Origin of the sequence: Sciscionella sediminilitoris, assembly GCF_000737195.2 — a bacterium.
Taxonomy (GTDB): Bacteria; Actinomycetota; Actinomycetes; order Mycobacteriales; family Pseudonocardiaceae; genus Sciscionella; species Sciscionella sediminilitoris.
Map to the genome: position 1 here is coordinate 153,392 of NZ_JALM01000020.1, position 25,340 is coordinate 178,731.

General features: G+C 66.1%; 27 protein-coding genes and 1 pseudogene. 8 read left to right on the forward strand and 20 right to left on the reverse strand.

Annotation, left to right across the window (positions count from 1 at the left end; genetic code table 11):
• Positions 1-55 precede the first annotated feature (55 nt).
• Complete coding sequence (locus AD72_RS10675) at positions 56-496, reverse strand: hypothetical protein (protein WP_031466302.1); 441 nt, start codon at positions 494-496, stop codon at positions 56-58.
• A gap of 217 nt (positions 497-713) precedes the next feature.
• Between AD72_RS10675 and AD72_RS10680 the strand changes: the two genes are divergently transcribed.
• On the forward strand, positions 714-1,406 hold the full coding sequence (locus AD72_RS10680) for a DUF3558 domain-containing protein (protein ID WP_197284925.1): 693 nt from the start codon (positions 714-716) through the stop codon (positions 1,404-1,406).
• A 107-nt stretch (positions 1,407-1,513) separates the two neighbouring features.
• On the opposite strand, the gene AD72_RS10685 is transcribed toward AD72_RS10680, so the two are convergent.
• Both AD72_RS10685 and AD72_RS10690 read right to left on the reverse strand, forming a co-directional pair.
• Positions 1,514-2,983 (reverse strand): MFS transporter, encoded by a 1,470-nt coding sequence (locus AD72_RS10685; RefSeq protein WP_051898470.1) that lies wholly within the window; start codon positions 2,981-2,983, stop codon positions 1,514-1,516.
• A complete protein-coding gene (locus AD72_RS10690) occupies positions 2,983-3,489 on the reverse strand; it encodes a MarR family winged helix-turn-helix transcriptional regulator (RefSeq protein ID WP_051898472.1) in 507 nt (168 codons plus the stop codon). The genes AD72_RS10685 and AD72_RS10690 overlap by 1 nt, the downstream gene beginning before the upstream one ends.
• A gap of 57 nt (positions 3,490-3,546) precedes the next feature.
• On the opposite strand from AD72_RS10690, the gene AD72_RS37540 reads away from it, so the two are divergent.
• Complete coding sequence (locus tag AD72_RS37540) at positions 3,547-4,164, forward strand: cysteine hydrolase family protein (RefSeq protein ID WP_037345330.1); 618 nt, start codon at positions 3,547-3,549, stop codon at positions 4,162-4,164.
• A 239-nt stretch (positions 4,165-4,403) separates the two neighbouring features.
• Here AD72_RS37540 and AD72_RS38190 read toward each other — a convergent pair.
• Both AD72_RS38190 and AD72_RS10700 read right to left on the reverse strand, forming a co-directional pair.
• Positions 4,404-4,646 (reverse strand): annotated as a pseudogene (locus tag AD72_RS38190) (cytidine deaminase family protein); the annotation flags it as partial.
• A gap of 37 nt (positions 4,647-4,683) precedes the next feature.
• On the reverse strand, positions 4,684-4,971 hold the full coding sequence (locus AD72_RS10700) for a helix-turn-helix transcriptional regulator (RefSeq protein WP_031466307.1): 288 nt from the start codon (positions 4,969-4,971) through the stop codon (positions 4,684-4,686).
• Positions 4,972-5,245: 274 nt separating this feature from the next.
• Between AD72_RS10700 and AD72_RS10705 the strand changes: the two genes are divergently transcribed.
• A complete protein-coding gene (locus tag AD72_RS10705; protein WP_031466308.1) occupies positions 5,246-5,572 on the forward strand; it encodes a hypothetical protein in 327 nt (108 codons plus the stop codon).
• A gap of 175 nt (positions 5,573-5,747) precedes the next feature.
• On the opposite strand, the gene AD72_RS10710 is transcribed toward AD72_RS10705, so the two are convergent.
• The 6 genes from AD72_RS10710 to AD72_RS10735 are packed head-to-tail and all read right to left on the reverse strand — an operon-like array spanning position 5,748 to position 14,259.
• Positions 5,748-7,586, reverse strand: a complete 1,839-nt coding sequence (locus AD72_RS10710; protein WP_031466309.1) for a hydantoinase B/oxoprolinase family protein — start codon at positions 7,584-7,586, stop codon at positions 5,748-5,750.
• On the reverse strand, positions 7,579-9,258 hold the full coding sequence (locus AD72_RS10715; protein ID WP_031466310.1) for a hydantoinase B/oxoprolinase family protein: 1,680 nt from the start codon (positions 9,256-9,258) through the stop codon (positions 7,579-7,581). The genes AD72_RS10710 and AD72_RS10715 overlap by 8 nt, the downstream gene beginning before the upstream one ends.
• The gene (locus tag AD72_RS10720; RefSeq protein ID WP_031466311.1) at positions 9,255-11,315 is read right to left on the reverse strand and encodes a hydantoinase/oxoprolinase family protein; all 2,061 of its coding nucleotides are present in this window, start codon (positions 11,313-11,315) and stop codon (positions 9,255-9,257) included. The genes AD72_RS10715 and AD72_RS10720 overlap by 4 nt, the downstream gene beginning before the upstream one ends.
• Before the next feature lie 42 nt (positions 11,316-11,357).
• Entirely contained in the window at positions 11,358-12,089 is a 732-nt protein-coding gene (locus AD72_RS10725; RefSeq protein WP_156365131.1) for a VOC family protein, read from the reverse strand.
• Between the two features lie 5 nt (positions 12,090-12,094).
• Complete coding sequence (locus AD72_RS10730; protein ID WP_031466313.1) at positions 12,095-13,111, reverse strand: succinylglutamate desuccinylase/aspartoacylase family protein; 1,017 nt, start codon at positions 13,109-13,111, stop codon at positions 12,095-12,097.
• Positions 13,108-14,259: a M20 family metallopeptidase gene (locus tag AD72_RS10735; protein ID WP_055731196.1), complete on the reverse strand. Its 1,152-nt coding sequence runs from the start codon at positions 14,257-14,259 to the stop codon at positions 13,108-13,110. Before AD72_RS10735 ends, AD72_RS10730 begins: the two co-directional genes overlap by 4 nt.
• 184 nt (positions 14,260-14,443) lie before the next feature.
• Between AD72_RS10735 and AD72_RS10740 the strand changes: the two genes are divergently transcribed.
• The gene (locus tag AD72_RS10740; RefSeq protein WP_051898475.1) at positions 14,444-14,920 is read left to right on the forward strand and encodes a MarR family winged helix-turn-helix transcriptional regulator; all 477 of its coding nucleotides are present in this window, start codon (positions 14,444-14,446) and stop codon (positions 14,918-14,920) included.
• Positions 14,921-15,116: 196 nt separating this feature from the next.
• Complete coding sequence (locus AD72_RS37545) at positions 15,117-15,386, forward strand: hypothetical protein (protein ID WP_231644781.1); 270 nt, start codon at positions 15,117-15,119, stop codon at positions 15,384-15,386.
• Here AD72_RS37545 and AD72_RS10750 read toward each other — a convergent pair.
• Positions 15,370-15,804, reverse strand: coding sequence for a TetR family transcriptional regulator C-terminal domain-containing protein (locus tag AD72_RS10750; protein WP_051898477.1), 435 nt, complete (start codon positions 15,802-15,804; stop codon positions 15,370-15,372). The two genes, AD72_RS37545 and AD72_RS10750, sit on opposite strands and share 17 nt — an antisense overlap.
• 140 nt (positions 15,805-15,944) lie before the next feature.
• Between AD72_RS10750 and AD72_RS37550 the strand changes: the two genes are divergently transcribed.
• Positions 15,945-16,754 carry an alpha/beta hydrolase family protein gene (locus AD72_RS37550; RefSeq protein WP_425480761.1) on the forward strand — a complete coding sequence of 270 codons (810 nt, stop codon included), beginning with the start codon at positions 15,945-15,947 and terminating at the stop codon, positions 16,752-16,754.
• Here AD72_RS37550 and otnK read toward each other — a convergent pair.
• Genes otnK through AD72_RS10765 form a run of 3 tightly spaced genes read right to left on the reverse strand, consistent with a single transcriptional unit; the run spans position 16,693 to position 19,375 of the window.
• A complete protein-coding gene (gene otnK / locus AD72_RS10755; protein ID WP_031466317.1) occupies positions 16,693-17,925 on the reverse strand; it encodes a 3-oxo-tetronate kinase in 1,233 nt (410 codons plus the stop codon). The genes AD72_RS37550 and otnK overlap by 62 nt on opposite strands.
• Complete coding sequence (locus tag AD72_RS10760; protein WP_031466318.1) at positions 17,922-18,584, reverse strand: aspartate/glutamate racemase family protein; 663 nt, start codon at positions 18,582-18,584, stop codon at positions 17,922-17,924. Before AD72_RS10760 ends, otnK begins: the two co-directional genes overlap by 4 nt.
• Complete coding sequence (locus tag AD72_RS10765) at positions 18,581-19,375, reverse strand: hydroxypyruvate isomerase family protein (RefSeq protein WP_031466319.1); 795 nt, start codon at positions 19,373-19,375, stop codon at positions 18,581-18,583. The genes AD72_RS10760 and AD72_RS10765 overlap by 4 nt, the downstream gene beginning before the upstream one ends.
• 77 nt (positions 19,376-19,452) lie before the next feature.
• Between AD72_RS10765 and AD72_RS10770 the strand changes: the two genes are divergently transcribed.
• Positions 19,453-20,205: a GntR family transcriptional regulator gene (locus AD72_RS10770; protein WP_082468862.1), complete on the forward strand. Its 753-nt coding sequence runs from the start codon at positions 19,453-19,455 to the stop codon at positions 20,203-20,205.
• Positions 20,206-20,207: 2 nt separating this feature from the next.
• On the opposite strand, the gene AD72_RS10775 is transcribed toward AD72_RS10770, so the two are convergent.
• Together AD72_RS10775 and AD72_RS10780 are read right to left on the reverse strand one after the other, a co-directional pair.
• Positions 20,208-20,642: a RidA family protein gene (locus tag AD72_RS10775; RefSeq protein ID WP_031466321.1), complete on the reverse strand. Its 435-nt coding sequence runs from the start codon at positions 20,640-20,642 to the stop codon at positions 20,208-20,210.
• On the reverse strand, positions 20,639-21,985 hold the full coding sequence (locus tag AD72_RS10780) for an MFS transporter (RefSeq protein ID WP_051898480.1): 1,347 nt from the start codon (positions 21,983-21,985) through the stop codon (positions 20,639-20,641). Before AD72_RS10780 ends, AD72_RS10775 begins: the two co-directional genes overlap by 4 nt.
• On the opposite strand from AD72_RS10780, the gene AD72_RS10785 reads away from it, so the two are divergent.
• Positions 21,986-22,990 (forward strand): glutamate cyclase domain-containing protein, encoded by a 1,005-nt coding sequence (locus AD72_RS10785; protein ID WP_197284926.1) that lies wholly within the window; start codon positions 21,986-21,988, stop codon positions 22,988-22,990.
• 142 nt (positions 22,991-23,132) lie between these two features.
• Here AD72_RS10785 and AD72_RS10790 read toward each other — a convergent pair whose 3' ends face one another.
• The 3 genes from AD72_RS10790 to AD72_RS10800 are packed head-to-tail and all read right to left on the reverse strand — an operon-like array spanning position 23,133 to position 25,338.
• A complete protein-coding gene (locus AD72_RS10790; protein ID WP_037345338.1) occupies positions 23,133-23,801 on the reverse strand; it encodes a molybdate ABC transporter substrate-binding protein in 669 nt (222 codons plus the stop codon).
• Positions 23,798-24,430, reverse strand: a complete 633-nt coding sequence (locus AD72_RS10795; RefSeq protein WP_031466325.1) for a class II aldolase/adducin family protein — start codon at positions 24,428-24,430, stop codon at positions 23,798-23,800. Before AD72_RS10795 ends, AD72_RS10790 begins: the two co-directional genes overlap by 4 nt.
• Positions 24,427-25,338 carry an alpha/beta fold hydrolase gene (locus tag AD72_RS10800; RefSeq protein ID WP_082468864.1) on the reverse strand — a complete coding sequence of 304 codons (912 nt, stop codon included), beginning with the start codon at positions 25,336-25,338 and terminating at the stop codon, positions 24,427-24,429. Before AD72_RS10800 ends, AD72_RS10795 begins: the two co-directional genes overlap by 4 nt.
• Between the last annotated feature and the right edge of the window lie 2 nt (positions 25,339-25,340).

Consider the following 25,340-nt stretch of genomic DNA (forward strand, 5'->3'; position numbering starts at 1 on the left):
CTGTTCGCACAACAGCAACGCGGCCACTTGTTCTGAGTCAGGGGACAATGTTCCCCTAGCTCAGGCTCTCGACGATGTCCGTGCGACCGTGATCCACGGCCCAGGTCCGGATCGGATCCCAGTTCACCGAGAAAGCGTTGATCGCGACCGTATGGCCGTCCCGATCCCGGATACGCACACTGCGCGCCGGGCCCGGCATCAGCGTGATGTCCGCGATTCCGGCGTAGGTCATCGAGCCGCGCACGAACAAGAACTTGCGATACCACAACGACGTAGCCCCGAGATGCAGCACGACCGAACTCCGGAGCGCGATGAAAAGACCGACAACCGTCAACACCCCACCGGTGGCAGCCATCAAGACCGCGTCGCCGTGCCCCACTCGGCCGCCCCGCACACCACCCGAGAGAAACAGAACACCGGCGATCAGGAAGAAAAGCCCACCCACAGCCACCACCCAGCCCGTGATCCGCAGGACCAACGGCGGCCGGAATGTCATGTCCTCTCCCCGAACCATCGGCAAAGACTACGGCTTCCCGACCTCCAGCACCACCGAGCGCCGGTCAAAGTCGGTATGCACGGGGCAAACCACGGACTACCGCCCTGCCAGGGTCAACCTGTGCCGGGCAGCTCCTCGATACACGAGGTCTCCAGTGCAGATTGGAAGATGACCTGGCGGACACCACTGTGGCTGCGTCAGGGGTATGGTCTGGGTCGTGATCAACGCCGTTGTCGCGTTGCAGCCCGTGAAGGGTTCGATCATCGTCGTCGAGCAGCCAGCACGCGACGCCACCGCTGTCCGAAGGGTTGAGCTGCTCATGCCGCGCCACACTGTCCGAATCGCCGCTGCCGTTGCCGTTCTCGGACTACTGACCTCCTGCAGCAGCAGTACGAACAGCGCCGCGCCGTCTTCGGCCCCGGCGAGTTCCAGCGCGGCCGGCAGCGGATCCGGCCCGAGGGTCCCCGTCCCGCTGCCCACCCGAGAACTGCTCGACAACCCGTGCACGGTCCTCACCAACGCGGAAGCCACCGATTTCGGACTGATCCCACCCGGTGAAAAGACGACACGGCAACTCACCGCCTGCCAATGGCGCTCGTCCGACAACGGCCAGAACTCCATCGGCATGGCCCCGGTACCGCCGAACACCGGCGGCATCAGCGATATCTACGACCAGAAGGAACGCCAGGCCTACTTCGAACCGACCACCGTCGACGGCTACCCCGCGGTCTTCGCCGACACCCAGGACGGCCGCCCATCCGGCACCTGCACCCTCTGGCTCGGTGTCACCGACCACCTGGCCGTATCGATCATCCCCGCGATCGGCGCCGGCCCGAACAGGAGCAAACCCTGCGCCCTCGCGAAAAAGTTCGGTGCCGCGATGCTCACACACCTCAAACATTCGGCGTGACGCGGTCGGGCGAGGGCGAGGCTCTCCAGCCGGAAGGCCGACCTCTGCTCACGTCATTCCGTGACTGCTCGACCGTTTCGAGTCGGCGAGCTTCCGCTGTTCGTGCTTCAGGTGCTTTCCTGGTCTCGGGTGCGGGCCAGTGAGGCGATCAGGCCGAGGATGCAGATCGTGCCGAGGATGAGCAACGCCCAGTGGTAACCGGTGGTGAGTCCGTCCAGGGTGCGCGGGTCGAGCGTGCCGACGGTGCCTGCGTAGGCGGCGTGTTTGAGTGGGCCGGGCAGGCTCATGGTCACGATCATCAGCGACAGTGCGGTGGACAGGGTCCATCCTGCGTTCTGCACGGTCTGCCGTACGCCGTTGGCGATGCCGCGGCGCTCGGGGTTGACCGAGCTCATGACGGAGCTGGTGTTGGGGGTCATGAACAGCCCCACTCCCGCACCGATCACCAGCAGGCACGTACCGAGCCACAACTCACCGATTCGCGGTTCGATCAGCAGGGCAAGGGCGAACAATCCGGCCGCGGTGGCGCCCAGTCCGGTGCTGGCCAGTGCGCGGGTACTGAACCGGGCGCGCAGGCGTCCGGCCACGGGCGAGGCGACCGCCATGCCGACGGCGACATAGAGCACGTGGAACCCGGCCTCGTCGGCGGACTTCCCAGCCACTGCCTGCAAGTACAGCGACATCAGCAGAACCACGGCGTAGTAGGCCATCGCCATCAGAAACAGGGACAGATAGGCCAAACTGCGCGCGCGGTCGGTGAACAGCGACAGATCGAGCAGGGGGTGGCGTCGCCGGGACTGCAGAACAAGGAACGCCGGCAGGCAGAGCACGAACAGGGCCAGACCGATCAGCACCGGGAGGCTGGTCCAGCCGACGGTTCCGCCTTCGGAGAGCGCCAGGATGAGCCCACCGATCCCGAGCATGGACAGGATCGCGCCGGGAAAGTCGAAGGATTCCCCGCGCGCCTGCGCCGGAGTGGGTCGCAGCCTCAACCGGCCCCAGACCAGGCCGATCAGCGCGATCGGCACGTTGAACCAGAACACGGCCCGCCATCCGAGTCCTGTGGTCAGCACGCCCCCGAGAACCGGGCCGAGAACCTGCGCCAGCGCGGCGATCGTGGCGTTGATACCCAATGCGTTCGCCAGTCGAGCGGGCGGGAACGCGTCGGTGATCAGCGCGGTGATGTTGCACAGCAGCGCCGCGGCGCCCACACCCTCCACGCAGAGACAGCAGATCAATACGGTCACGGTGGGCGCCAACCCGGCCAGCAGACCGCCCGCCGCCAGGATCGCCAGACCACCGAGGAACATGCGGCGGCGGCCGAGCATGTCGGCCACCCGCCCGAACACGAACACCAGCACCGTGGTCACCAGCATGTACGACAGCACGATCCACGAAGCCGCACCGGCAGAGGCGTGGAAATGCTCGGCGACTGTCGGCAGCGCCACGGCCATGATCGCGTTGTTGATCGCTGCCAGGAAACCACCGAGCCCGGCGAGGATCTGTACCTGCCACAGGTGCGCTCCCTCGGAGTCCCGCCCTTCGAAGCCGCGCCTGGTGCGCCCGGAGGTCGCCATCAATCCCGCTCGTCCTCCTTCTCTCCAGCGCCGGGCAGCAGCTCCGGATCGAGCCGGGCCAGCAACGTCTCGCCGATGGTGGTGATCTGCTCGCGCATTCGTTCGGAGAGAACCTGCAGGTAGTGCTCGCGGATACTGCTCGCATAGCGTGGCGCCGCCTCGGCCAGTCGCCGCTCGCCCTCCTCGGTGAGTACCGCCAGCCAGCCGCGCCGATCCCCTTCGGGCACCTCCCGGCGCACCAGGCCCTCCTGCTCCAACTGGCCGACCGCGTGCGTGATCCGGCTCGCCTTCGAATGCGTGATCTCGGCCAGACGGGTCATCCGCAGGGCATGCCCGGGAGCACGGTGCAGGCGGAACAAGATGTCCAGATACGTGCGCGGTAATCCGATCTCCCGAGCGGCATCCTCATCGAGTCGGGCACTGATCGCCTGATGCGCTCGGTTGAACGCGCGCCAGACCCGCAACTCCTCCGGGGAAAGCCAGTCGAGTTCCACTTCCTTCGCCATAGCTACTACAGTACAGGATTATTCAGCGCTGTACTAAATCCGAGGAGAAGGACTCCGTTGCCAAGCAAGCCCCCCGATCTCGTCCCGCATCGCACCGCATTGCTGCTCATGGACCTCCAGCCCGCCATCCTGGATGGCATCCCGGGATCGCGGCGACTCCTGGAACAGGCACGGCGAGCACAGCAAGCCGCGCTCAAGGCAGGCATCCAGGAAATACAGGTACGCGTCGCCTTCACCCCCGAGGAGCACGCTGCCGTTCCCGACCACAACAAGACCTTCGCGCCACTGGCCAAGGCCGGCCGTCTGGCCGAGGACACACCGGAGACGGCCATCCATCCCCTGCTGCGCACCGAAGGATCGGCGTGCACGGTCACCAAGACCCGCGTCAGCGCCTTCAGCACCACCGGCCTGGATTCACTGCTGCGAGAAAAGGGAATCGACACCCTCGTCCTCGGCGGCACGATCACCAGCGGCGTGGTCCTGTCGACGATCCGCGACGCCGCCGACCGCGACTACCGCCTATTGCTGCTCGAAGACGCGTGCGCCGACAGCGATCCCCACCGGCACGACATACTGATGCGCTCCATCCTGCCCATACACGCCGACCTCCTCGCCGTAGCGGACTTCGAATCCGCCGCCCACATGGCATCAGCCCCGTATCGACAGGATCGGTGAATGCCTCTGGACGAAACCACCCCTGCCCACCCGGCAGCGGCCTGGAAACCCGCCACGGCCTGCCCGCTTGGCGGATGGCGCGTGCCGCTGGGCCGGATCACTGTTCGCCGGAGTTTCCTGCCGGAGCGAGCGGATATCAGCGAAGTTCGAAGCTGTGCGGAAGCAGCGCGGTGAGCGGGACACTGATCGTTTCTCCTTGCCAGCGGTACACCACCGTGGTGGTGGGGGGCGAATTCGCTGAGCAACTGACGGCATTGTCCGCACGGTGAAACACTGTCCGCATCGCCGACCACCGCGACCGTCTCGATTTGCTTCGCCCCCTGGGTCACGGCGGCACTGACGGCGGACACTTCGGCGCAGACGCTGACTGGATAGGAGGCGTTGTCGATGTTCGTCCCGGTGTGGATCTGGCCTTGCGGCCTTGGCCGGTAGTCGGGCCAGGCATCCGGGGAAAGTGATCGCGAACTTGCGAATCCGGTCAGCGGGAATGGTTATGACGGCATGGTGCGGTGGTGACGGCTATCGGTTCGCGAGGTTGTGGCTGATACGCCGTCGGTAGTTCAGCGGAGATTCTCCTGTTTCGCGTTTGAAAGCGGTGCTGAACGCGCCCCCGGATGCGTACCCCAGGGTGAAGGCCAGCGATCCGACGCCCGCGTCGCCGTCGCGAAGTGCCCGCTGCGCCAGCAACATCCGCCAGCGGGTGAGGTAGGTCAGTGGCGGGACGCCCGCCACTGCGCGGAAACGTTCGGCGAACGAGGTGCGCGACATCGCCGCCGCGATCGTCGACGACGAACCGATCGAGCTCAACCCCTACACGGCACACATCCTTGCGGCGGCTACCTCGGGCATCTCGTCTCGAGAATCCGACCGCGTTCGATCCTGATCCGATTGTCTGGTTGTGCACCGATCATGCTCATGCTGGGCACCCTCGCGATGCCCTGATCGACGCCGCCGTCCCGCACGCCTGAGGTCGCTGCTCGCCGTGAAGACGATTTCGGATATTGCCTCACCAACATGGGACCCCTCCCCGGGGCGCAGACGTAGCCTCCCGGCGACCGTTGCATCGACAAGGAGGAACGTCATGCTGGCTAGGAACATCGCCCTCACCGGTGCCGCAATTGCCGTGCTGGGCACCGTATCCGCCGCGCCCGCCGCATCGGCCGCACCTGCCGAGTCGGCCGGGGCGAAGATCCCTGCGCCGACCTGTGTGCAGGTGCAGTCAGAAGGCGGCACCGCGGGCACCACCTTGTTCGTTTACCTGCACAACGCCTGCGCCGAGGAATACCGCGTGGTCGTCAACGTCAACCGCGCCCCGGACAGCAGCTGCTTCACTCTGCCGCCGGGCACCGATGCGAACGCGAAGTTCATCGGCGCCGAGCCGACCGTCGCAGGCCTCTCACTCTGCTGATCAGGCCACTCGCACGGGGCTGGCACAGTCGATCGGCTGCTCAGCCTCGGCGCACGGCACCTCGACATCGGATTGGGGCAGGGTGTTCTGGCTGCTGGTTTGCGTCCTGGACGGTGTTCTCGCCGTGGCGCGAATGGTGTACGAGCGCGGAGTGGGTTGTGGGTTCGGCGCGTGTTCATCGGATCCGGTGTCGGATGTGTGCGCGCTGGATTGCTTTTTCGCGGCCGAGTCCGCGGCGTGTTCGGGAGGGTTCCGCGCGTTGCCGGGCGCGTTCGTGTTCAGTTGCTTCCCGGTCGATGGTCCACGTGGTGGGGTCTATGACGACGCCGTAGTCGTGGCGGGCTCCTTCGAGGGAGACGAGTTCGTCGAGGACGTCGTCGAGTACGGCTTCGGTGTCGCGATCGAGTGGGTCGCCCCAGCCTCCTCCGCCGCCGCTGTGGGAGAAGATCACTTGGGATGGGTCGTAGGTTTGGGCGACCATGTGTTCGCCGCAGATGGCCTCGTCGGCGTTTTCACCGATGATGCAGAAGTTGCCGGTTCCTTCGTAGCCACCGGCGTATCCGGGCAGGGGGTGGATCAGGGACTGGGAATTGAATGTGGCGAAGGTGCTGCTGGCTCCGCGGTCGGTGCGGCGCATGATGTAGGCGGGACTTCCGCGCCATTGTCCGGGGGCGGCGCTGTCGATCGCGTATTCGCCTTGGTGGTAAATGGTGGGGAACTGGACTTCGGTGAATTCGTTGTTGGCTGGGCGTGACACGCTGAACGGGGTCGCCCATGCGCCCCAGCCGTCTTGGCCGTAGGCCGCGCTGCTCGACATCGCGACTGGTGACATGTCCCAGAAGAAGAATTGCCTGGGGTTGCTGCTGGATGCTACGAGGAATCGGTCTTCGCGGTCGTCGGTTCCGAAGCAGTAGTTGTTGGCGATGTCGATGGACACGTTGGCGACGCGTTGGGGGACGAATTGCTCGAATGCTTTCATCACCGCTTGCCCGATCTGGCCCCCGCAGACGATCGTTCCGAGCACGGTCGCGGCCGGTGAGACGGCGTTGACGATGGTGCCTTCGGGCATCTTGATTTCCACGGGTTCGTAGAATCCGGAGTTGACCGGGATCTGGGGGCAGAGGGCGGACAGGGCGATCGACACGTAGGCGATGGTGTTGGCGGGTACGGAGTTGACCAGTCCGTCGGTTTGCGGGTCGGTGCCCTCGAAATCGACGATCATGTGGTCGTCGTCGATGGTGACCGCGACTCGGATGTCGATGTCGGTGTGGTCGGCGTAGTCGGAGTCGACCGTGAAGCGGCCGTGATAGGTGCCGTCGGGCCAGGCGCTGACTTGGTCTCGGAATTTCCGTTCGGAGTAGCCGAAGATCCATTCGAGGCTGTCTTCGACTTGTTCGAGGCCGTGGCGCTCGACGAGTTCGGTGATCTGGTTTTCACCGACCCGGCAGGCGCCGATCATGGTTTCGACGTCGGCCTCGGTGATGTCGGGTAGGCGGTTGTTGGCCATCAGCCAGTCCCAGAGTTCGCGGCGTCGTGCGCCCTTCTCGTAGAGCTTCATCGGCGGGATCCGGAATCCTTCGTGCCAGATTTCCCGGCACTGGGGGTTGACCGCGCCGGCCATCGGCCCGCCTTGGTCGAGGACGTGGAGCCGGCCGCCGGTGAGGAAGCGGGGTTTACCGTCGAAGAAGACCGGGACTACGACGTTCCAGCAGCCGAGGTGGCTGCCGCCGTGGTAGGAGTCGGCGACGAGGAGGGCGTCTCCGGGGTGGAGGTCGCCGCGGAAGAAGTCGAGGACGGTCTGGGATGAGGAAAGACCGGCGAAGGAGTGCGCGATGATGCCCGCGCGTGACACCATTTTCGAGGTGCTGCCGTCGTAGCTGTAGATTCCCGCGCCGCAGTCTTTTGTTTCGTTGACCACGGAGTTCGGTGAGGAGCGGCAGATCGTCTCGAAGATCTGCTCGGCGATGGTGTCCAGGTGATTGCGGATGATCTCGGCGGTGATGGGGTCAGCCATCGCTGGCACGTCCTTCCAGTCGGTAGACCTCGGTCGCGGTCGTGGACGAGATGAGCCCGTCGTCGACGTCGGCCAGTACGGCGGAGTGTTCCCGGGCTCGCGGATCGCCCTGCCCGCCGCCGCCGCTGAGTCGTATCCGCAGCCGGGTGGCCGGGATGGGAGCTTCGGCGGCCACGAGCGGGGCCTGCTGCCAGCCGTCCGGGGTCTCGAACTCGACACTGCCCGGGTTGCCCGGTGTGCCGCCGTCGGTGCCCGCGGTGGGTGTGTGCATCGATCGCGACCAGAGAGTGAACAGCAGGCCGGCTGGTAGCGCGAACGTTGCCTCGACGGCGGGCGCACCGGCGTGGGCGCCTGACCCCGCGCTGTCTTCGGCGTACTCGAATCGCTCGATGCCCGGGTGCTGCTCGCTTTCCCATTGCTCGATCGAGGGCAACTCGCCTCTCGCGGCGAGTGCTGGTCGGCCCCAGCCGTCCGTTTCGGTGGTGGCACTCGCGCCGCCGATCGCCCATCGTCCGAGGTCGATTTGGACGCTTCGGTCTCCGCTCGGCCGGTAGAAAACGGCCGGTCGAGGAACCGAGAGCGCGGGCGCGGGGTGCGGAAGTGCCGATCGCAGCGTCGCGGTGACCACGTCGGTCACCTCACTTCCGGGGTGGTGGGCACCCCAGCCGACGGCAGCGGGCCGCACCGGGTCGACGATGGTGCCAGGGCGGGTGCGCACCTCGACGACGCGCAGCAGTCCGCCGTTGGGCGGGAGGGTCCCGCCCAGGGATACGAGAATGGCTTGCATGGCGCACGAGGCTGTGACACTCGCGGGGCTGTTGATGAACTGGCCGCTTTGCGCATCGGATGCCGAGAAGTCCAGGATCACCGCGCTGTCGGTGATTTCGGCGTCGAGCCGGATGACGACCGGCGAGTCACCGTCGGCCAGGTCGAGTTCGTGCTGGCCCGCGTAGCGTCCGGCCCGCCATCCCCGGATCAGGGTGCGGGCGATCTGTTCGCTGTAGTCCTGGGCGTAGCGGAAGGAGCGGCGGACCAGCTCGACGCCGTGGCCGGCGACCAGTTCCGCGCAGCGCCCGATGCCCATCTCGAGCACGGCCATGGCTGCGGTGACGGTTCGGTGGGTCTCCCCGGGACGGCGGCCGTTGAGCAGGAAGGCCGCGACGACGTCCCGAACCGGTCGCCCGAGGCGCTGGATCTTGACCGGGGTGACGGGGACGCCTTCGGCCAGCAACTCGGTCGCCTCGGGGTTGATGTTGCCGCCGATCTGGCCGCCGATGTCACGGATCCGTGTGCGGACCGCGATGAGTCCCAGGACCTCGCTGTCCACGATGTGCGGCGCCACGAGCGTGATGTCCTGGACCCGCGTTCCTCCGGTGAACGGGTCGTTGGTCAGGACGACATCGCCTTCGCTGATGTCGAATTCGAAGTAGCCGATGGCGTGGGACACGGTCGCCTGGATCGAGGCCAGCTCCAGGGCGTTGTCGAGCGCGACGACCTGCCCTGAGGCGTCACAGATCGCCACGGTGAACTCGCGTGCCTGGCTCACCTCGACGGTGGGCGCGGAGCGGGCCAGAACCGCCGCCAGTTCCTCGGCACACGCCATCAGGCGGGTCCGCAGGATCTCGAGCGCGATCGTGTCCCGCCGGTCGGCGTCGGACGCATGCCCCGTCACCGGACAACCTCGATCACGTAGGTCTCGTACTGGTCGAGCATGGCTTCCTGCCCGTCCGCGACGACGATGGTGGTTCCCGGCTCGTGGATCACGGCCGGACCCGGGATCACGTGGCCCGGTTCTATACCGGCGCCGTCGAAGATCGGTGTCGGCACGAAACCGCCACGGCCCTCGATGTACACCTCTCGGGTGCCGACCTTCGCCGCCGAGGCGTCCTCGTCGACGAACTTGTGCGGTGGCGTGACATCGCCCATGCCGCGCAGCCCGGTCAGATCGAGGCGTGCGGACACGATCTGTACCGGCTGGTCGGGCCGCTTGTGCCCGTAGAGCTGGTCGTGCAGTTCGTGGAACTCGTTGATCGCCCTGGCGAGGCTGACCTCGGAGATGCGGCGGGTGCGGGTGCGCAACGGGACGATCACCTCCCGCGTCTGCCCCTCGTAGCGGACGTCGAGGTATCGCTCGAGGTGCGTGGTCTCCGCGGTCGGCAGCAATTCCTGCGCCTCGGCGTGCACCGTGTCGAACACCTCGGTCAGTTCCTCGGGCCGGACCGCCTCGGCGGCGCGCACGTAGGACTTGATACGCGAGACCTTGAAATCGGCGACCAGACCGCCGAATGCGCTGAGCACGGCGGCTTTGCGGGGAACCAGAACGGTTTTGATGCCCAGGTCGACCGCCTGCACACCGGCGTGGATGGCCCCGGCACCACCGAAAGCCATCAGTGCGTAGTCGCGGGGATCGCGGCCGCGGGTCACCGACACGAACCGCAGGGCGTTGGCCATATCGCTGTTGGCGATCCGGAACACACCCACGGCCGCCTCGGTGACCGAGATGCCCATCGGCTGGGCCACATGCTCCTCGAAAGCCCGTTCGGCCGCCGCCCGGTCGAGGCTCAGCTGGCCGCCCATGAACCGGTCCGGGTCCATGAAACCGAGCAGCAGGTTGGCGTCGGTGACCGTAGGGCGGGTGCCGCCCCGGCCGTAGCAGGCCGGTCCCGGATTCGCGCCCGCGCTCTCCGGGCCGACACGAAGCGCGCCGCCCTCGTCCACCCAGGCGATCGAACCACCACCCGAGCCGATGGTGTGAATGTCGATCAGCGGCACGGCGACCCGATAGCGGCTGATCCAGTTCTCGACACCGACTTCGGGTTTCCCGTCGTGGATCAGGCACACGTCGTAGCTCGTACCGCCCATATCACCGGTGATGATGTTGCGGTAGCCGGACCGTTCACCAAGCGCGACCGCGGCGATCACACCACCGGCCGGGCCGGACAGCACGGCGTCGACACCGTGCTGGGCCGAGTAGGCGACGTCCATGATGCCGCCATTGGACTGCATGACGACCAGCTCACCGCGAAAGCCCGCCTCGCGCAGGCCCTCGTCGAGACGGTTGAGGTAACGCTTGAGCAGTGGGCTGGTGTAGGCGTTGACCACGGTGGTGCTGACCCGCTCGAACTCGCGGATCTGCGGCAACACCTCGCACGAGAGCGTCACGAAACAATCCGGATGTTCCTCGGTGATGATCTCGGCTATCCGCCGTTCGTGGGCATCGTTGACGAACGAGAACAACAGGCACACCGCGATGGACTCGATCCCGGCTGCCTTGAGTTCGCGGACCGCGGTGCGCACCTCGTCCTCGTCGAGCGGGGTCGCGATCTCGCCGCGGTAGTCGATCCGCTCGGTGACCCCTTTCCGGAACCGGCGCCGGGTGATCGGATGCGGCGCGGGCAGCGACAGATCGAAAATGCTCTCCTTGTAACCCCGGCGGATCTCGAGGACATCGCGGAAACCCTTGGTGGTGATAAGCCCCGTGGCAACACCGGTGTACTCGAGCATCGCGTTGGTGACCACCGTGGTGCCGAGGATGAACTGATCGGTGCCGGCCAGTGTCTGCTCGGCAGTGCGCCCGAAGTGCTCGGCGACGATCCCCACAGCGTTGAGCACCGCGGTCGCCTCGTCGTTCGGCCGGGACGACACTTTACCGGCGAAGACCTCTGTTCCCTCGGTCGCCACCACGTCGGTGAAGGTGCCGCCCACATCGACGGCAATGGTGAAGCTCATGGGTTCCGCCTTTCCGGATAGATCGGGTTAATCGCCGGGCACTCAGCCGGCATCGGAGACGAACTTGAAAGCGCCGGAGTCCAGCGGAACTTCGACATCGGGATTGGGCACGGCGATAGTGACCTCGACCTGGGTGTGCACACCGTCGATCTGCTCGAACTCCACGGTCGCGTTCCCCGCGCGGAGCCGATCGCCGTCTTCTTGGAGAGCGAACAGGTCCCGATGGCGCCGCTCCCAGAGTCCCGCCTCGTCCCCGTAGACGCGCACGGCACGAATTTCCGGAGCGGTGTCGGCCTCATCGAGAAACGGCAGCGGGAACAAGCGGCGCTCCTGGAGCGCGAAGAACAGCTCACCGGTGGGCGGTGTTGGCCACAGCGCCACGAAATAGCCCATGGTGCCGTCCTCGCGGCGCCACGACCCGCACTGCGCCATCGCGTTCTCGGTGCCCGGCTGCTCGGCCCAGGACGCCATATCGGCCGCACCGTCCGCGGTGGTGTAGCTGACGTTGGCGATGCGGGGAGTGTTGTTCTCGAACGGGTTCCCGTGCGGGAACGACCCCGGAGACAACTCGCATGCGATCTCGATGAAACCGCCTCCCCCGAGTGGCATCATCCGCGACTGGATACCGAGAGCCGGTTCGACGACCGCGTTCGCCATCCGCAGACCCGCCTTCTCCAGGCCCTCGGCGATTGCGAGCGCCTGTTCGGGGGTGGCCATCACGATGATGTGGTCGATGATCCGCTGCCGCGGCGGAGCCGGAATATACGCGCCCATGCCGGTCACCGCCTTTCCGCGAGCAGGGCCACCGTGGAACCGGCCGGGATGGCGTGCGTGCATTGGCCATACGAGGCACCCGGATACCACCAACAGAACCCGTCGACCGGAGACCGGATCTCCTCGAGCACTTCGCCGTAGAGGTCGGTGATCTCGAGCAGCAGATCACCGGTATGGAAAGGAACCCCGGCCGGGTGGCGCACCCAGACCAGACCCGCCGCGCTCGCGGACAGCGCGCCCCAATAGCCGAAACCACCGGGAATGCGCGCGTCGTCCGCGTGCCGCTCGCCAACGCCCGGGAGCATCCCGATTTCGGTGAGGATCGCGGTGAGCCCCTGCGCGCCCCGACCGGCATCAACGAGGGTGCGGGCACCGTTGAGCTCGACCATGAGACCGGGGATCCCCCGCGCCAGCGCGGTCGCCGCGGGGTACACATCCGAGGGGCCGAGCCAAGCAGGATGCGCTGTCGGCGCGCTCATATCGACCGGCGTGACACCGAACGCCTCCGCCATTCGCACCGCCACCTCGGCAGTCTCCGCGTCGCGGGCGTTCTCCAGGAAGAGCATCGACATCGGCGCACAGGGCTCGTTATTGCCGTGCACATCGACGACGAACTCCGCCCGCTCCAGCACCGAGCCCACGATGGCGCCGAGCCGACGGCTCGTGGAGCCCTCCTCCTCGGCATCCCAGTAGTGCGGGCCGGACATGTTGATGCCGTCGATCGGGCTGACGTACACCCCTCCGGACACGGCAGGGACATTGACCGCCGGGACCGCGATCACCGTTCCGGACAACTCACGCGGATCGATGGACCGTGCGAACTCGATCGCCGCTCCCGTTCCCACGACCTCATTGCCGTGTGAGCCCGCGATGACAACGAAAACCGGGCCATCCTCGGCTCCGTTGACGACGAGGTAAGGAACCGTGATGGCGCTGCCCGATGCCTGCGGTACCTCGCCGAGTACCCCGTGGGCGCGGCTGCCCGCGGGGACCTTCAGACCGCGATGTTCGAACGTAGTCACTCGTGCACCTCTTCCTTGGTTGGTGACTCATTGACGTGCCGGAGGTAGTCGATCGCCGTGAGCGCCATCGCCCGCGCGCCCTGCAGCATCGCCGCGCGGGCCATGCCGGTGTCACCGTGCTTCGTGGCCTCATGACTGTGGAACGGCGTGCCGCCCGGCCAGGCCGCGACCGACACCAAACCGGCGGGAACTATCTGGCTGACATTGCCGAAATCGGTCGAGGCACTGGCATCCCAATCGGTGACCCGCTCACCCAATGCCGCAAGATTCGCACGCAGCAGCGCCGTCAGCAGTGGGTCAGGGCGAATCGGGTCCGCGTGACCGCCGTACTCCACGGAAAGCTCGGTGTCACTGGCCAGCGCGCCCGCCCGCGCACAGTCGATGACCCGGCCGACCACACGATCGAGTTCCGCGACATCCGTGGAACGGACCCCGAACCGGCACTGGGCGAACGCGGGAATCACGTTGTGCGCCTCACCACCAGCGGTGATGATCCCGTGGATGCGGACATCGTCCCGAACCAGCTGACGCAGGGCGTTGACGTTCTGCATGGCCAGCAGCACACCGTCGAGCGCCGAAGCTCCCGCCCACGGTTCGGTCGCCGCGTGCGAAGGACGGCCCACGAACGAAAACGTGACCTCACGGCTGCCCGTGCTCCGGGTCATCACACTGGAACTGCCGGAGGCGTGGAAACTGAGCACCGCGTCGACACCGTCGAACGCGCCGGCCTCGAGCATGTCCCGCTTACCGGTCAATGTTTCTTCCGCGGGACAGCCGAACACCTTGATGCGGCCATCAAGCTCAGTGCACACCGCCGCCAGACCCAACGCGGCAGCGATCGTGGAACCGGCGATCAGATGGTGCCCACACCCGTGCCCGACGCCCGGCAGCGCGTCATACTCCGCGAGCAAACCAACCGTCGGCCCCGGACGAGCGCCCTCGATCGTGGCAACGAACCCGGTCTCGACACCAGCGACATCGGCGACCGCGCAACCGATCTCCTCGAGCACCCGCACACACGCCTCGCGGGCACGATACTCATCACCACTGAGCTCGGGATCGGCGAAGATCTCCAACGCCAGCGCCCAAACCCGATCCGCGGCATCGTCCACCCCAGCAACCGCGGCCAGTCTCACCTGCTCACCCATCGACATCCGACCACGGCTCGAGCCCCAGCTGGAAGCTACCCATCACTCCTCCTCGCTCGCGTGGCCGTGAAACTATTACGTTCACGTAGTATTAGGCAAGAGTGCTTGCGGAGAATTTCAAGGAAATCTCGGACAGAGTGCTGTGTGCACATAACACACGGCTTCTGCGACAATGGACGCCGTCATGAGTGAACAGACAACGAACCCGGTCGAGCAGGACGCAGCACGCGGCCTCGACCTCGACCAGCAAGCCCTGCCCTACCTGCTCAGACGAGCACACTCACGCGCGGAAGCACTCTTCGTCGACATCATGTGCGTCGACGAACTCACACCACGCCAGATCACCCTGCTCACGGTCAGCGCACAACACCCCGGCGCCACCATGAGCGAACTCGCCGAGGTCGCCGCCATCGACCTCAACACCACTTCCGCCCTCGTGCGCAAACTACTCGGGAAGGGCCTGCTCGAACGCCGCCACTGCCCGACCGATGCCCGCGCCAGGCCGATCCACATCACCGAAAACGGCACAGACGTACTCCGCAGAGTACTGCCACACAACGGCGAACTGATCGAAGCGATCCTGGCGCCGCTCCCTCCGGAATACCGCCCCCTGTTCGTCAAATGCCTCAGGCTGATGCTCGGCATCGACCCACCTGCATAAGGCCCCACCGGAACGTACGGGCGCTCCGTCGTCCACGGCGCCGCCGGAATCTCGATGCCGTCAGCGCCGTGTCGCCCCTGCCGCGCCACAACGGCAGGACTGAAGGCGCAGGAGAAAGATCAACCAATGACGTACGGAGACACCCGCATCCCTCTGGCTCCACCGAATTGCGGCCTACTCGCCGCGGTGGTGACCGATGGCTACCGCCGGAAACCCTGCACAGCAAAGTCATCACGAGCGCTATGAGGACGCGGTCTTCCCACCCGAAGCATTGCTGCCCACCGAAGGCTGCCACGACCGGTCGATCCGCACCTTCTTCCTGCTCGGCGACCCCGCCACCGACTTCCCCGCCGACCTGTCCTGGCTGGCCGCCGCCTGCACGGTAAAGCGGTGCCGGACATCGGTCGAGTCGGCCTTCCGGACCGCCGCGCAAACCGGGGAGGGCGTGTTCAGCGGCGATCGCTGAGCAGTCCGGCATCGCTGAGCGTGATGCGGACGTCGCGAACGAAGGCGGCGACGTCGTCAAGCCCGAAAGCCGTGTGTTGCAAGACAAAACCGTGCAGCAACGCCATCACCACCCGCGCTCCGCGATCGGGATCCAGCTCGGCAGGCACGCCGCCCGCCCGCTGGCCATTGCGGAGCGCATCCGCGATGCGTTGGCGCACGCCCTCGAAGCCCGCTTGGGCCTGTTGTCGTAACCCCTGGTGCCGTAACAACTCACCCCAGGCTTGCACGGCACAGCGCAGCAGCTCGTCCACGGGGATGCTCTGTCCCACGGCGTCGACGGCGAGGTCACCACTGACCGGCTCGATCGCCGCCGCGACCAGATCCGCGATGGTGACCTCGCCGCCCGCGTCGACGAGACGCTCGACGGGATCGAACATCACACGGAAGGCGTCGCCAGCTATCTCGATGACGATCTCTTCCTTACTGGCGAAGTGCGATAGGGAGCACCGACCGACACGCCCGCTTCGGCGGCGATGTGCATGGCGGGCCGGTCTGGGTGTACCGGAGCAGGTGGGAGATGGGCCACTACCTCACGCCGCTGCTCGTGAGCCGCGGCTATGCGGTCCTGTATCCGACCCCGAGAGGAAGCGGTGTTCGGCGAGATGGGCGGCACCGACACCGGCGACTACCGCAGCGGCATCGATCATCCGTTGGTCTCGGCGTGGTCGATCCCGGCCGTATCGGAGTCACTGGGCAGTCGTATGGGGGCTTCATGTCGGCGTGGTTGATCACGCAAGACCAGCGGTTCGCGGCGGCCGTGCCGATGGCGCCAGTGACGAACTGGTACTCCCAGCATCACACGTCGAACCTCCCCTGTTTCGACCAGATTTTCCTTGCCGCCGACCCACACGCGGCTGGTGGCCGCTATCACGACCGGAGCCCGGTGATGTTCGCCGGTCGCGTTCGCACTCCCACCCTGCGGACAACCGGGCTGGATGACCGCTGCACCCCGCCCCCACCCAGGCGACCGAGTTCCGTCACGCGCTCCTGGCCGCGGACGTCAACTCGGTCGGCGTGGCCTACCCCGGTGAAGGGCACGGGGCTCACCGCACGCGCGGGAAGACTGACCGCTCAGCTCTCCGACGGCGATGACCGGCGTGTCGAGCCCCGTTCGTCGAACGAATCAGGTCGTGAAAGGCACCGCGGCGTGAACTACCTCAGCCGCGTCATCCTGCCGATCATCAATCGCTGGACATCAACGGCGGCATGCGCCTGCGCTGACCAGCGCCGCCCCATAGAAGCCCTGCTCACTGCCCATACCACACTCAACGTGCCGCTTCCACGAGGAAATTGGGGGCGCCGAAGTTGCCGGATTTCAGTGCGATAGTGAGGCCGATGGCGCTGGAGTGCGTGTATATCCACGGGACTCCGGTTGTCGCGACGCCGGTGATGGTGCCGTGTTTTACTCCTAGGGCCGTGGTCACCGCGCCGGAGGTTTCACCGCCTGCGACGATGATGCGTTTTGTGCCACGGTCACGCAGACCGACGGCGATATGCCCGAGCGTCTTTTCGAGCAGGTCCGCGGACCGGTCCTTGCCGATCCGTTCCTGCACGACTCGCACCTGGTCCGGCTCGAGGGAACCGACGAAGTAGGCAGCGGTATCGGTGGCGAGGGTTTCGAACCAGTCCAGCGCGATGCGCGCGAGAACAGCCGCCGACGAATCTGCCAGCAAGTCGATCTGATGCAGGGGAAGGCCTGCTTCCCGCACATGCGCCAGCTGTTCGCGAGTACGGGCGGAGGCGCTTCCGACAAGGACCGCCGCCCGGTCGGAAGACCCACTCGCGGAACGGACGTGGCTCCCGGTGGCAGGTGCGGACGCCTCCGATCGCAGAACCTGTCCGAGTGCCCGCGCGAGTCCTGCCGCGCCGGAGACGAGCCGATCGCTTCGGGTCTGTGCTGCTACGCGGAGGAGATCCTCGTCCGTCATGGCGTCGGCGACGAGGTAACCATCGTCGCGCCGCGTGGCGCTGGCCGAGCCTGCTTCGTCGAGCATATGGACCGGGCGTTTCGTTTGGGCACTGAGCAGGCGCGGAACGTTCGCGTCCGTCATCGGGGTCAGCGGATGATGTCGCATCGAGGTCTGATCGAGCGGGACGCCGAAGACGAACAGGTCGCCTCCCTCGACCGTGCGGCCGTGCTCGGGTGTGGCGGGCGTGGTGACGCTGTTCGGAACGCCGGTGAGATCCGACAAGGCGTCGAGGATCGGGCCGATGTTGCCCGATCGCGTCGAATCGAATGTCGAGCAGTATTTGTAGTACAGCATCGACGCGCCGAGTTCGAGGAGCCACTTGCCGGCCTGAGTGGATCGCTTCACTGCTTCCGCTGACGGCGCCGTTCGTGTCTTGAGGCCGATGACAACAGCATCCGGTTGCGCACTGACTACGGTCTCAGGGGTGGGCGGACCGAAGTGGATGTCCACAGTGAGACCCGATTGGAACAGCGCCAGAGCGACATCGGTCGCCCCGGTGTGATCGTCGGCCACGACTCCGATCTTCATGACGCCCGTCCCAGAGCGGCCGCGAGCTGTTCCGCGGCACTGTGCGGACCACTGAGCACGGGTTTACCCAATGCCGCTGCGACGGCCTGCGCCGCCGGGGACAGCGAGTACTGCGCCAACATGACGGCGTCGAAATCGGGACCGTCCTGCACTGTGGCGGCAATGGAAGCAGCCAGTTCCTGCACTGTCCCGGATTCCGCGAGGCGCATTGCGTCCCGATCGGTCGCCGTCAGCACCCTCTGCTGAGTTCCGGCGGATCGGAGGCTGGCGCGGAGGCGGTCGGCCGAGTCCCGTGCGGCGGACTCCAGCGACCCGACCACCAGGACCCGGGGCGCAGCCAGCGCTGCGACGGCCTTGAAGACGGCGTCATCGGGAGCAAGCACGGGAATCTCCGCAGATGAGTATTCGGCGGTGATGAAGCCGTACAACGAGCAGGTGAGCAGAATCGCGTCGGCGCTACCTCCGAGTGCATGCTCGATGAGCCGCCGCATCCGCTGCTGCAATGGCGCGTCGACATCACCCTTTTCTTTCGCATCAGCGAGCAGGCGGTCATCGAGAATATTCCAGATTCTGGCGGCCGGGAGGATCTGGGTGATGGCGTCGGTGGCTGGCGGGACGGCGAGGGGCGTGGCGCTGATGATGGCGACCGTGAGCGTCATCGGATACCTCCGATCAGATCTACGTTGTTCCGCCAGCCGAGTCCTGCGACAGTTCCGGCAGCGGGCTGGTACTCGCAGCCGATCCACCGGTCGTAGCCGATTCGGTCGAGGCGTTCGAAGACAGCCTTCCAGCTGATCTCACCGGTACCGGGTTCGTGCCGGAGCGGACTGTCGGCCACCTGCACGTGCTTGATCTGCGGCGCGGCAGCGTGCAGCCGCTCGAGCAGGTTTCCCCCACTGCGCTGCGCATGGTAAACGTCGAACAGGATGCCGAGTCGATCGTCTTCGAAGAGTTCGACCGTTTCGATGGCGTGTTCGAGGTCATCCCAGGCCATCCGCGGCTGGTCCACACGGTTGATCGCCTCGACGGCCAGGGTGATCGACGGATCCGAGTGCGAGAGCGCCCATTCGATGTTGCGGGCGAGCGTGGCCGCGGCGGCACGGCGCGTTCGATCCACAGGGACGAGACCGGCCATCACGTGGATGAGGGAGGCTCCGAGCGTCACCGCATACTCGTGCGCCCGGCGGAAGCCGTCCCGGAAAGCTGCCTCTTCCCCAGGCACACCGGCGGCCCCGTTCGCGGTGGGACTGCCCGGCGCACCGGCCGGGGTGTTCACCAGCACCAGCACCAGCCGAGCCGAGGACAATGCCTTCCGGATGGTTTGCGGCTCGTAACCGTAGGGGTCGGCTATCTCGACGCCTCGGAAGCCATCCGCCGCGGCGGCGGCGAATCGGTCGAGGAACGGCAGCTCGGTATAGAGCCACTTGAGGTTCGCATCGAACTCGATCATGACACTCCTTCAATATACGTTAAGTATATGCATCGTGAGATCCTTGGGTGGCCAAGGGGTGAGATACTGGCGCGACCATGACGACTGACGCCCTCTCGCAAACCGATCAGGCTCTGGAGTTGATCCGGTCCAGCATCATCGACTTACGGCTCGCTCCATCCAGTCGCATCGATGAACCGTTGTTGCTGTCGCAGTTCGGTCTCGGACGTACGCCGGCCCGTGAAGCTTTGAACCGGTTGACCGCAGAAGGGTTCGTCCGTATCGCTCCGAATCGCGGAGGGGCATTCGTTCGCGGGCTCGACCTGCACGAGATGTTGGAAGTGATCACTGCGCAGCAGGTCGTCGAGCAGCTGCTCGGCCAGCTGATCAACCTCGACGATGAGTCACTGGTGGAGGACCTCGAAGCCCTCCAACGCGAGTACGCGGACGTCGTCACCAAGCGCGACTATCTCGCGATCACGGCGGTCAACGAAGCGTTCCACTTGCGCATGCACCGCTGTGTGGAGAACTCCTTCCTGTTCGATTTCGCACAATCGACTCATCGTCACGTCCGCCGTCTGAACGTCTACATCTACCGGCTGGAAGCGGCGAATCCCAGCGAACACAGGGATCTTCTGGCATCGAACTCGTCGGAGCACGACGAAATCATCGAGCACATCCGGGCTCGCGACCGCGACGCGCTGGCCGATCTGCTGCGGCGCCACAGTCAGACCTCCCACAAACGTCTGCTGAACGTGATGGATCAGATCCCGGCCCCGATCGGTGAGATCATGGTGACCACGGACGGCGAAACATCGCACCAGCCGCAGCAAGGATCTGACCTGTCCTGAGGTCACGCGTCGATGGTGGCGATCATCTCCACCTCGACCGAGGCTTCGTGCGGTAACTGAGCGACTCCGACAGCGGAACGCGCATGCCGGCCTCGCTCTGGCCCCAGACGATCGAGGATCGCCTCGGACGCGCCGTCGACGACCAGGCCAAGCGGGACCGGGTCGCCGGGCCGGGCAACGACGAAGCCAGTGATCTTCGCGACCGAGAACCGGCGCCCGGCGAGGTGCCGCTCGAGAACATCGAGACAGGCCGCCGCGCTGATACCGGCGGCCGCCCGGGCTTGGTCGACATCGACGGCGACACCAACGGCGCCGTGCGCGACGATGGTTCCGTCTCGCCGGGGAAGCTGCCCACTGACGAACAGAAAACCGTTGCGTTCCACCACTGGGGTCACCCAAGGGCTCGGCACACTGCTTGCTTGCGGGGTTGTACTCATCGAAGGGATCCTTTCAGCGTGAGGTTGGTGGCAAACGGGGCCCAGCGTGTCTCCGGCGAGCGCATCAGCAAGACGATGCCCAGTGCGTAGAGCACGAGAAGCAGCACGATCACACTCCACGGCGTACCGGTGAGCGCGAGCAGCCCCGCGGCGACGAACGGCGTGGGACCACCGGTGACGAGGTTGTTCAGCGTGTAGACGGCCGCATGACCCGAGTACCGCACGGATGCCGGGAAAAGCTCACCGAAGAACGAGGCGAGTACACCGACGGCGAGTAGTTGCGCGCCTTGGGTCAGCACCATCGAAAGCAGGATCGCCGGCCACGCCCGGGTATCCAGCAGCGGGAAAAACACACAGAACCCGAGAGCCGATGTCGACAGCGCGAGCATGATCACCCGCTTGCGCCCGAACCGGTCCGACAGCCATCCGCCGAGCGGAACAATCCCCAGCCCCGCCACGTTGAGCGTCAGCAGCAGACTGAACGTGGTCGTCGTACTCAGGCCGAGCGTGCCGGTCATGTACGACAGGGCATAAGTGGTAACGACGACGCCGCATGCCGTGTTCGGCGCCCAGATCGTTGCCGTGCGGACAATGTCACGCCACTGCGATCGGAACACGGCCACGAGCGGCGTGCGCTGCTCGCCACCGACCGCCTGTGCGGCCTGGAAAGCCGGCGACTCTTCGAGACTGCGCCGGATAATGTAGCCGAGAATCGCCATCAGGCCGCCGAAGAAAAAGGGGATCCGCCACCCCCACTGCTGCAGTTCCTGATCACCGAGCAGGGCGCCGGCAATAATGAGGAAGACCGACACGATGACCTGGCCTCCCGGGTTCCCCATGTTGATTGCCGCTCCCGCAAGGCCACGCCGGCGATCCGAGGCGTACTCCAAGGCGAGGATCATCGCGGCACTCCCCTCCCCGCCCAGCGCGAAGCCTTGAACGAAGCGAAGAGTCACCAGAGCGACAGGGGCCCAGACCCCGATCGTGGCGTACCCGGGTATGAGACCGATCGCGACCGACGCGATTCCCATGGTGGTCAGGGTGATCACCATGGTCGGCTTGCGCCCGACGCGATCGCTGATCCGCGCGAACCACGCGGCACCGAGTGGGCGTGCGATGAATCCCACGCCGTAAGTGGCGAACGATTGCAGCAGGGCCGCTGTCGGTGAAGCCGCCGGGAAGAACACGGCCGGGAACACGGTGCCCGCGAGCGCGCCGTAGAGAAGGAAATCGAACCACTCCATCGTGTTGCCCAGCGCGCCACCGAGAAGTACACGCCCGATGCCACTCGCACGGCGATGCGGGACGTGCGTCGCGACGTCCTGGTTGGGTGACTGACTCACGTGCCGCTCCTTTGCTCTTCACGTTCGAACGAGTCTAATATATGTAACGTATATTCGTCACCTCAATGTGGGAGAGGCACCGTGGGAACGGACATCGCAGTTCTGGAGAAGATCGTGGGCCGCACGATCCGCCGGGACATCAGTAACTTGGTCGCTTTCGCCGAGGGCGACCTGGAGAAGGCGGCTCGGTCGATCGCCGAGCACGAACAGCCACACATCGGCATCATCTGCGGCTTCTTCGTCCGGCACGCCGAACCGCCGTCACCGGAGACGGACGGCCTCAACGGCATGGCTCAGCTCGCTGCCGGATTCCTCGCGGCCGGCGCGAAGGTCACCGTCATCACCGACGCACCGAGCGCCAAAGCGGTGTGGGCCGCAACGAAGGTCGTTCCAGGGAAGGTCACGCTGGAGATCGTGGACGTCGACGCGGCCGCGGTCCGCGAGCTCCGCGGGCGGTTGGAGTCGCGAGCGGCACCGTTGACGCATCTGGTGGCGATCGAACGGTGTTCGCTGGCCGCGGACGGGATCCCGCACCGGGAGCACGGCTGGGATATTTCCGGAGACACCGCCCCGCTGGACTATCTGTTCGAAGACCAGGGCTGGACGGCTCCGTGGAAAACGATCGGAATCGGTGACGGTGGCAACGAGATCGGCATGGGCAATCTGCCGGTCGAGATCGTCGAACGCGATATCCCCAACGGTTCGAAGATCGCGGCGGCCACCGGCGCCGACTGGCTGCTCGTCGCCGGGGTCGCGAATTGGGGCGCCTATGCGCTTCTGGCCGCTGTCGCTGCGATACAGCCGGAGCACCGCGAGGCATTGTTGTCACATTTCGACGGCGAGTTCGAGGAAACCGTCCTCCGGGCCGCGGTCGAGGTCGGCCAGGCGATCGATGACTCCCGCGTCGACCGCGCCGGTCAGCTGCAGATGACGATCGACCGCCTGCCGCTGAAGGACCACATCGACATCATCAACGAACTCCGCGACGCCGTCCTGGCACCGTGAACGACGGTCGGGGGTGCGAGACATCGGCTCGCACCCCTCACCTTGTCGGCCCCCTTGGCCGACCGCACCCTGCCGAGATATCCACGGTGAATGCGGAAGCTGTGCACCTGTACCCCCGGGTCCGGGATCTGCCATACCGGAGTCAGAACAGGCCAGTGCTCCGATAACCGGCTCGGGCATCGGTGTTCGTGAGCCGATCGAGCGCGTCCATCGTCTGCCCGGTCGCGAGTTGTGCTCCGACGGCGAACGAGGTCGTGGACTGCAACTCTGCCGGCAGCGCACCGAGAACCTGGATGCCTGGAACATAATGCAGTTCGCTGACTTGCTGCACGGCGACATCGGCACGGCCGTCAAGGATCGCTTCCGCGGTGAAGCCCTTCTCCAGGATTGTCGCCTTCGACTCAACCTCTGCCCGAACGCCGAGTTCATCGAGAACGCGCAGGAAAGCCTTCCCGCTCGCCCCGGAACGCGACCACGCCACCGATCGGGCGCTGGTAACGAGCGCCCGGACGGCATCCGGGGAACCGACCGGTGCCACCGGCGCGTCGGGCGCGACGGCCACCCCGATCCCGACCGAGCCCACATGCCGAACGGTTTCCGGATCGAGCCGGCCATGCGCGGCCAGTTCCCGCACCCAGTCCTCGATCGCGAATACCAGATCGAACGGCTCACCGTCGGCGACTCGCTGCCGGAGCACGGCCGTCGGGTCGAACGTCACGTCGATCTCCCGGCCCTCGCGCGCCAACCGCGGCAACACATCCCGTTCCAGGGCAGCCGCCACCGCGAGCGTGCTGAACATCCGGAGCGTCATGACCGTCCCCGCAATGCATCGCGCTGCACAGGGTCGATGGTGCGGAAGGCCGATCCAGCCAACAGCAGCTGAATCGCGGCGGCTTCCTCGATCTCCTCGGCGAGATCGACCGCGGCGGTGACGGTGGGAGCCGAAACAACCGGCCCGTGGTTACGCAGCCAAACAGCATGATGCGTTTCGGCAGCACTCGCGATGACCGCGCCCAGTGATTCATCGCCCGGAACCGCGAAGGGGAGAATGGGCATCGAGCCGATCCGCATCGCGAAATACGCCGTCAGCGGCAACATCGGCTCGGCACCGTCCGGGACATCCAGGCAGGAGACCGCCGCCGCGTGACGGGAATGCGTGTGCACGACCGCAGCGTCCGAGGGCCGAGCACGAAGCATCGCCACGTGCAGGAAGGCCTCCTTGGACGGCTTCGGTCCCGCCAGATGCCGGCCAGCAAGGGACAGCACGGAGAGATCCATGACGTCGACGGTGCGCAACCGCCCGCGGGTCGGGGTGACGAGCACCGTGTCACCGGACCGGACCGATATATTTCCCGTTGAACCATGCGTCAGACCGCGCCGATCGATCTCCCGGGCTGCCTCCACCAACGCAACACCAGCTGGCGAGTGCTCGACATTCACCGGCGCACCTCGTCGATGAATCGCCGGATCGCTGCGATGAGAGCTTCGGGCTGCTCCTCGGGAATGTAATGCCCCGATTCGCTGATGATCTCGCCGCGCAGGTCGGGAATGAGCGGGCGCAGCTTCTCCGGCAGATCCGGAGCCGATCCACGGTCGCCCGCGACGGCGAGGACCGGCACCTTCGTCGGTTCTCGCACGAGCTCGGCATGCAATTCAGCGTCCCGGACGACGGCCCGGTAGTACCCGAGCATGCCGCGAAGCACTCCCGGAGTCTGGTACGTGCGCACGTATTCGTCGATGTCCGCCTCAGTGAACGTGTCCTTCCAGTGCTCGGCCTTGCCGGCGAAGAACCACTCGATCAGCACTCGCTCCCGGCCGGCCAACAGGGCCTCGGGAAGATCCGGCACCGCGTTGAACAGAAAGTGCCAACTGCGCCAGCTTTCCTGCCCGAGCGGGATCGAGGACGGCAGCGTCACACCGGCGATATTGGCGTCGATCAGCACGACACCTTCGAGGTCAGCGGTCTGCTGATGGGCGTATGCGAAGCCGACCCACGCGCCGACGTCATGCCCGACGTAGACGTGTTTGCCGACACCGAGATGCGTCAACAGCCCCCGCACCCGCGCTGCGCTGGTCCCGGTATCGAAACCATCTGCCGGCGCCGCCGAATACCCCTGCCCCGGCAGATCGATGGCGATCGTCCGGAACCGCTCCCCCAGGACCGGAAGGACATGGCGCCATGCATAGGCGCTCTGTGGATACCCGGCGATCAGCACCACCGTCAGATCGCTCTCGAGGTCTCCAGCCTCAACGTAGTGCCATCGCTGGCCATCCACGGTACGCGCGGTCCGGCGCCGTCCACCGTGGCTCCCACCGATCCCCGCGGATCGCCCGTTCGCTGCTGTCATGA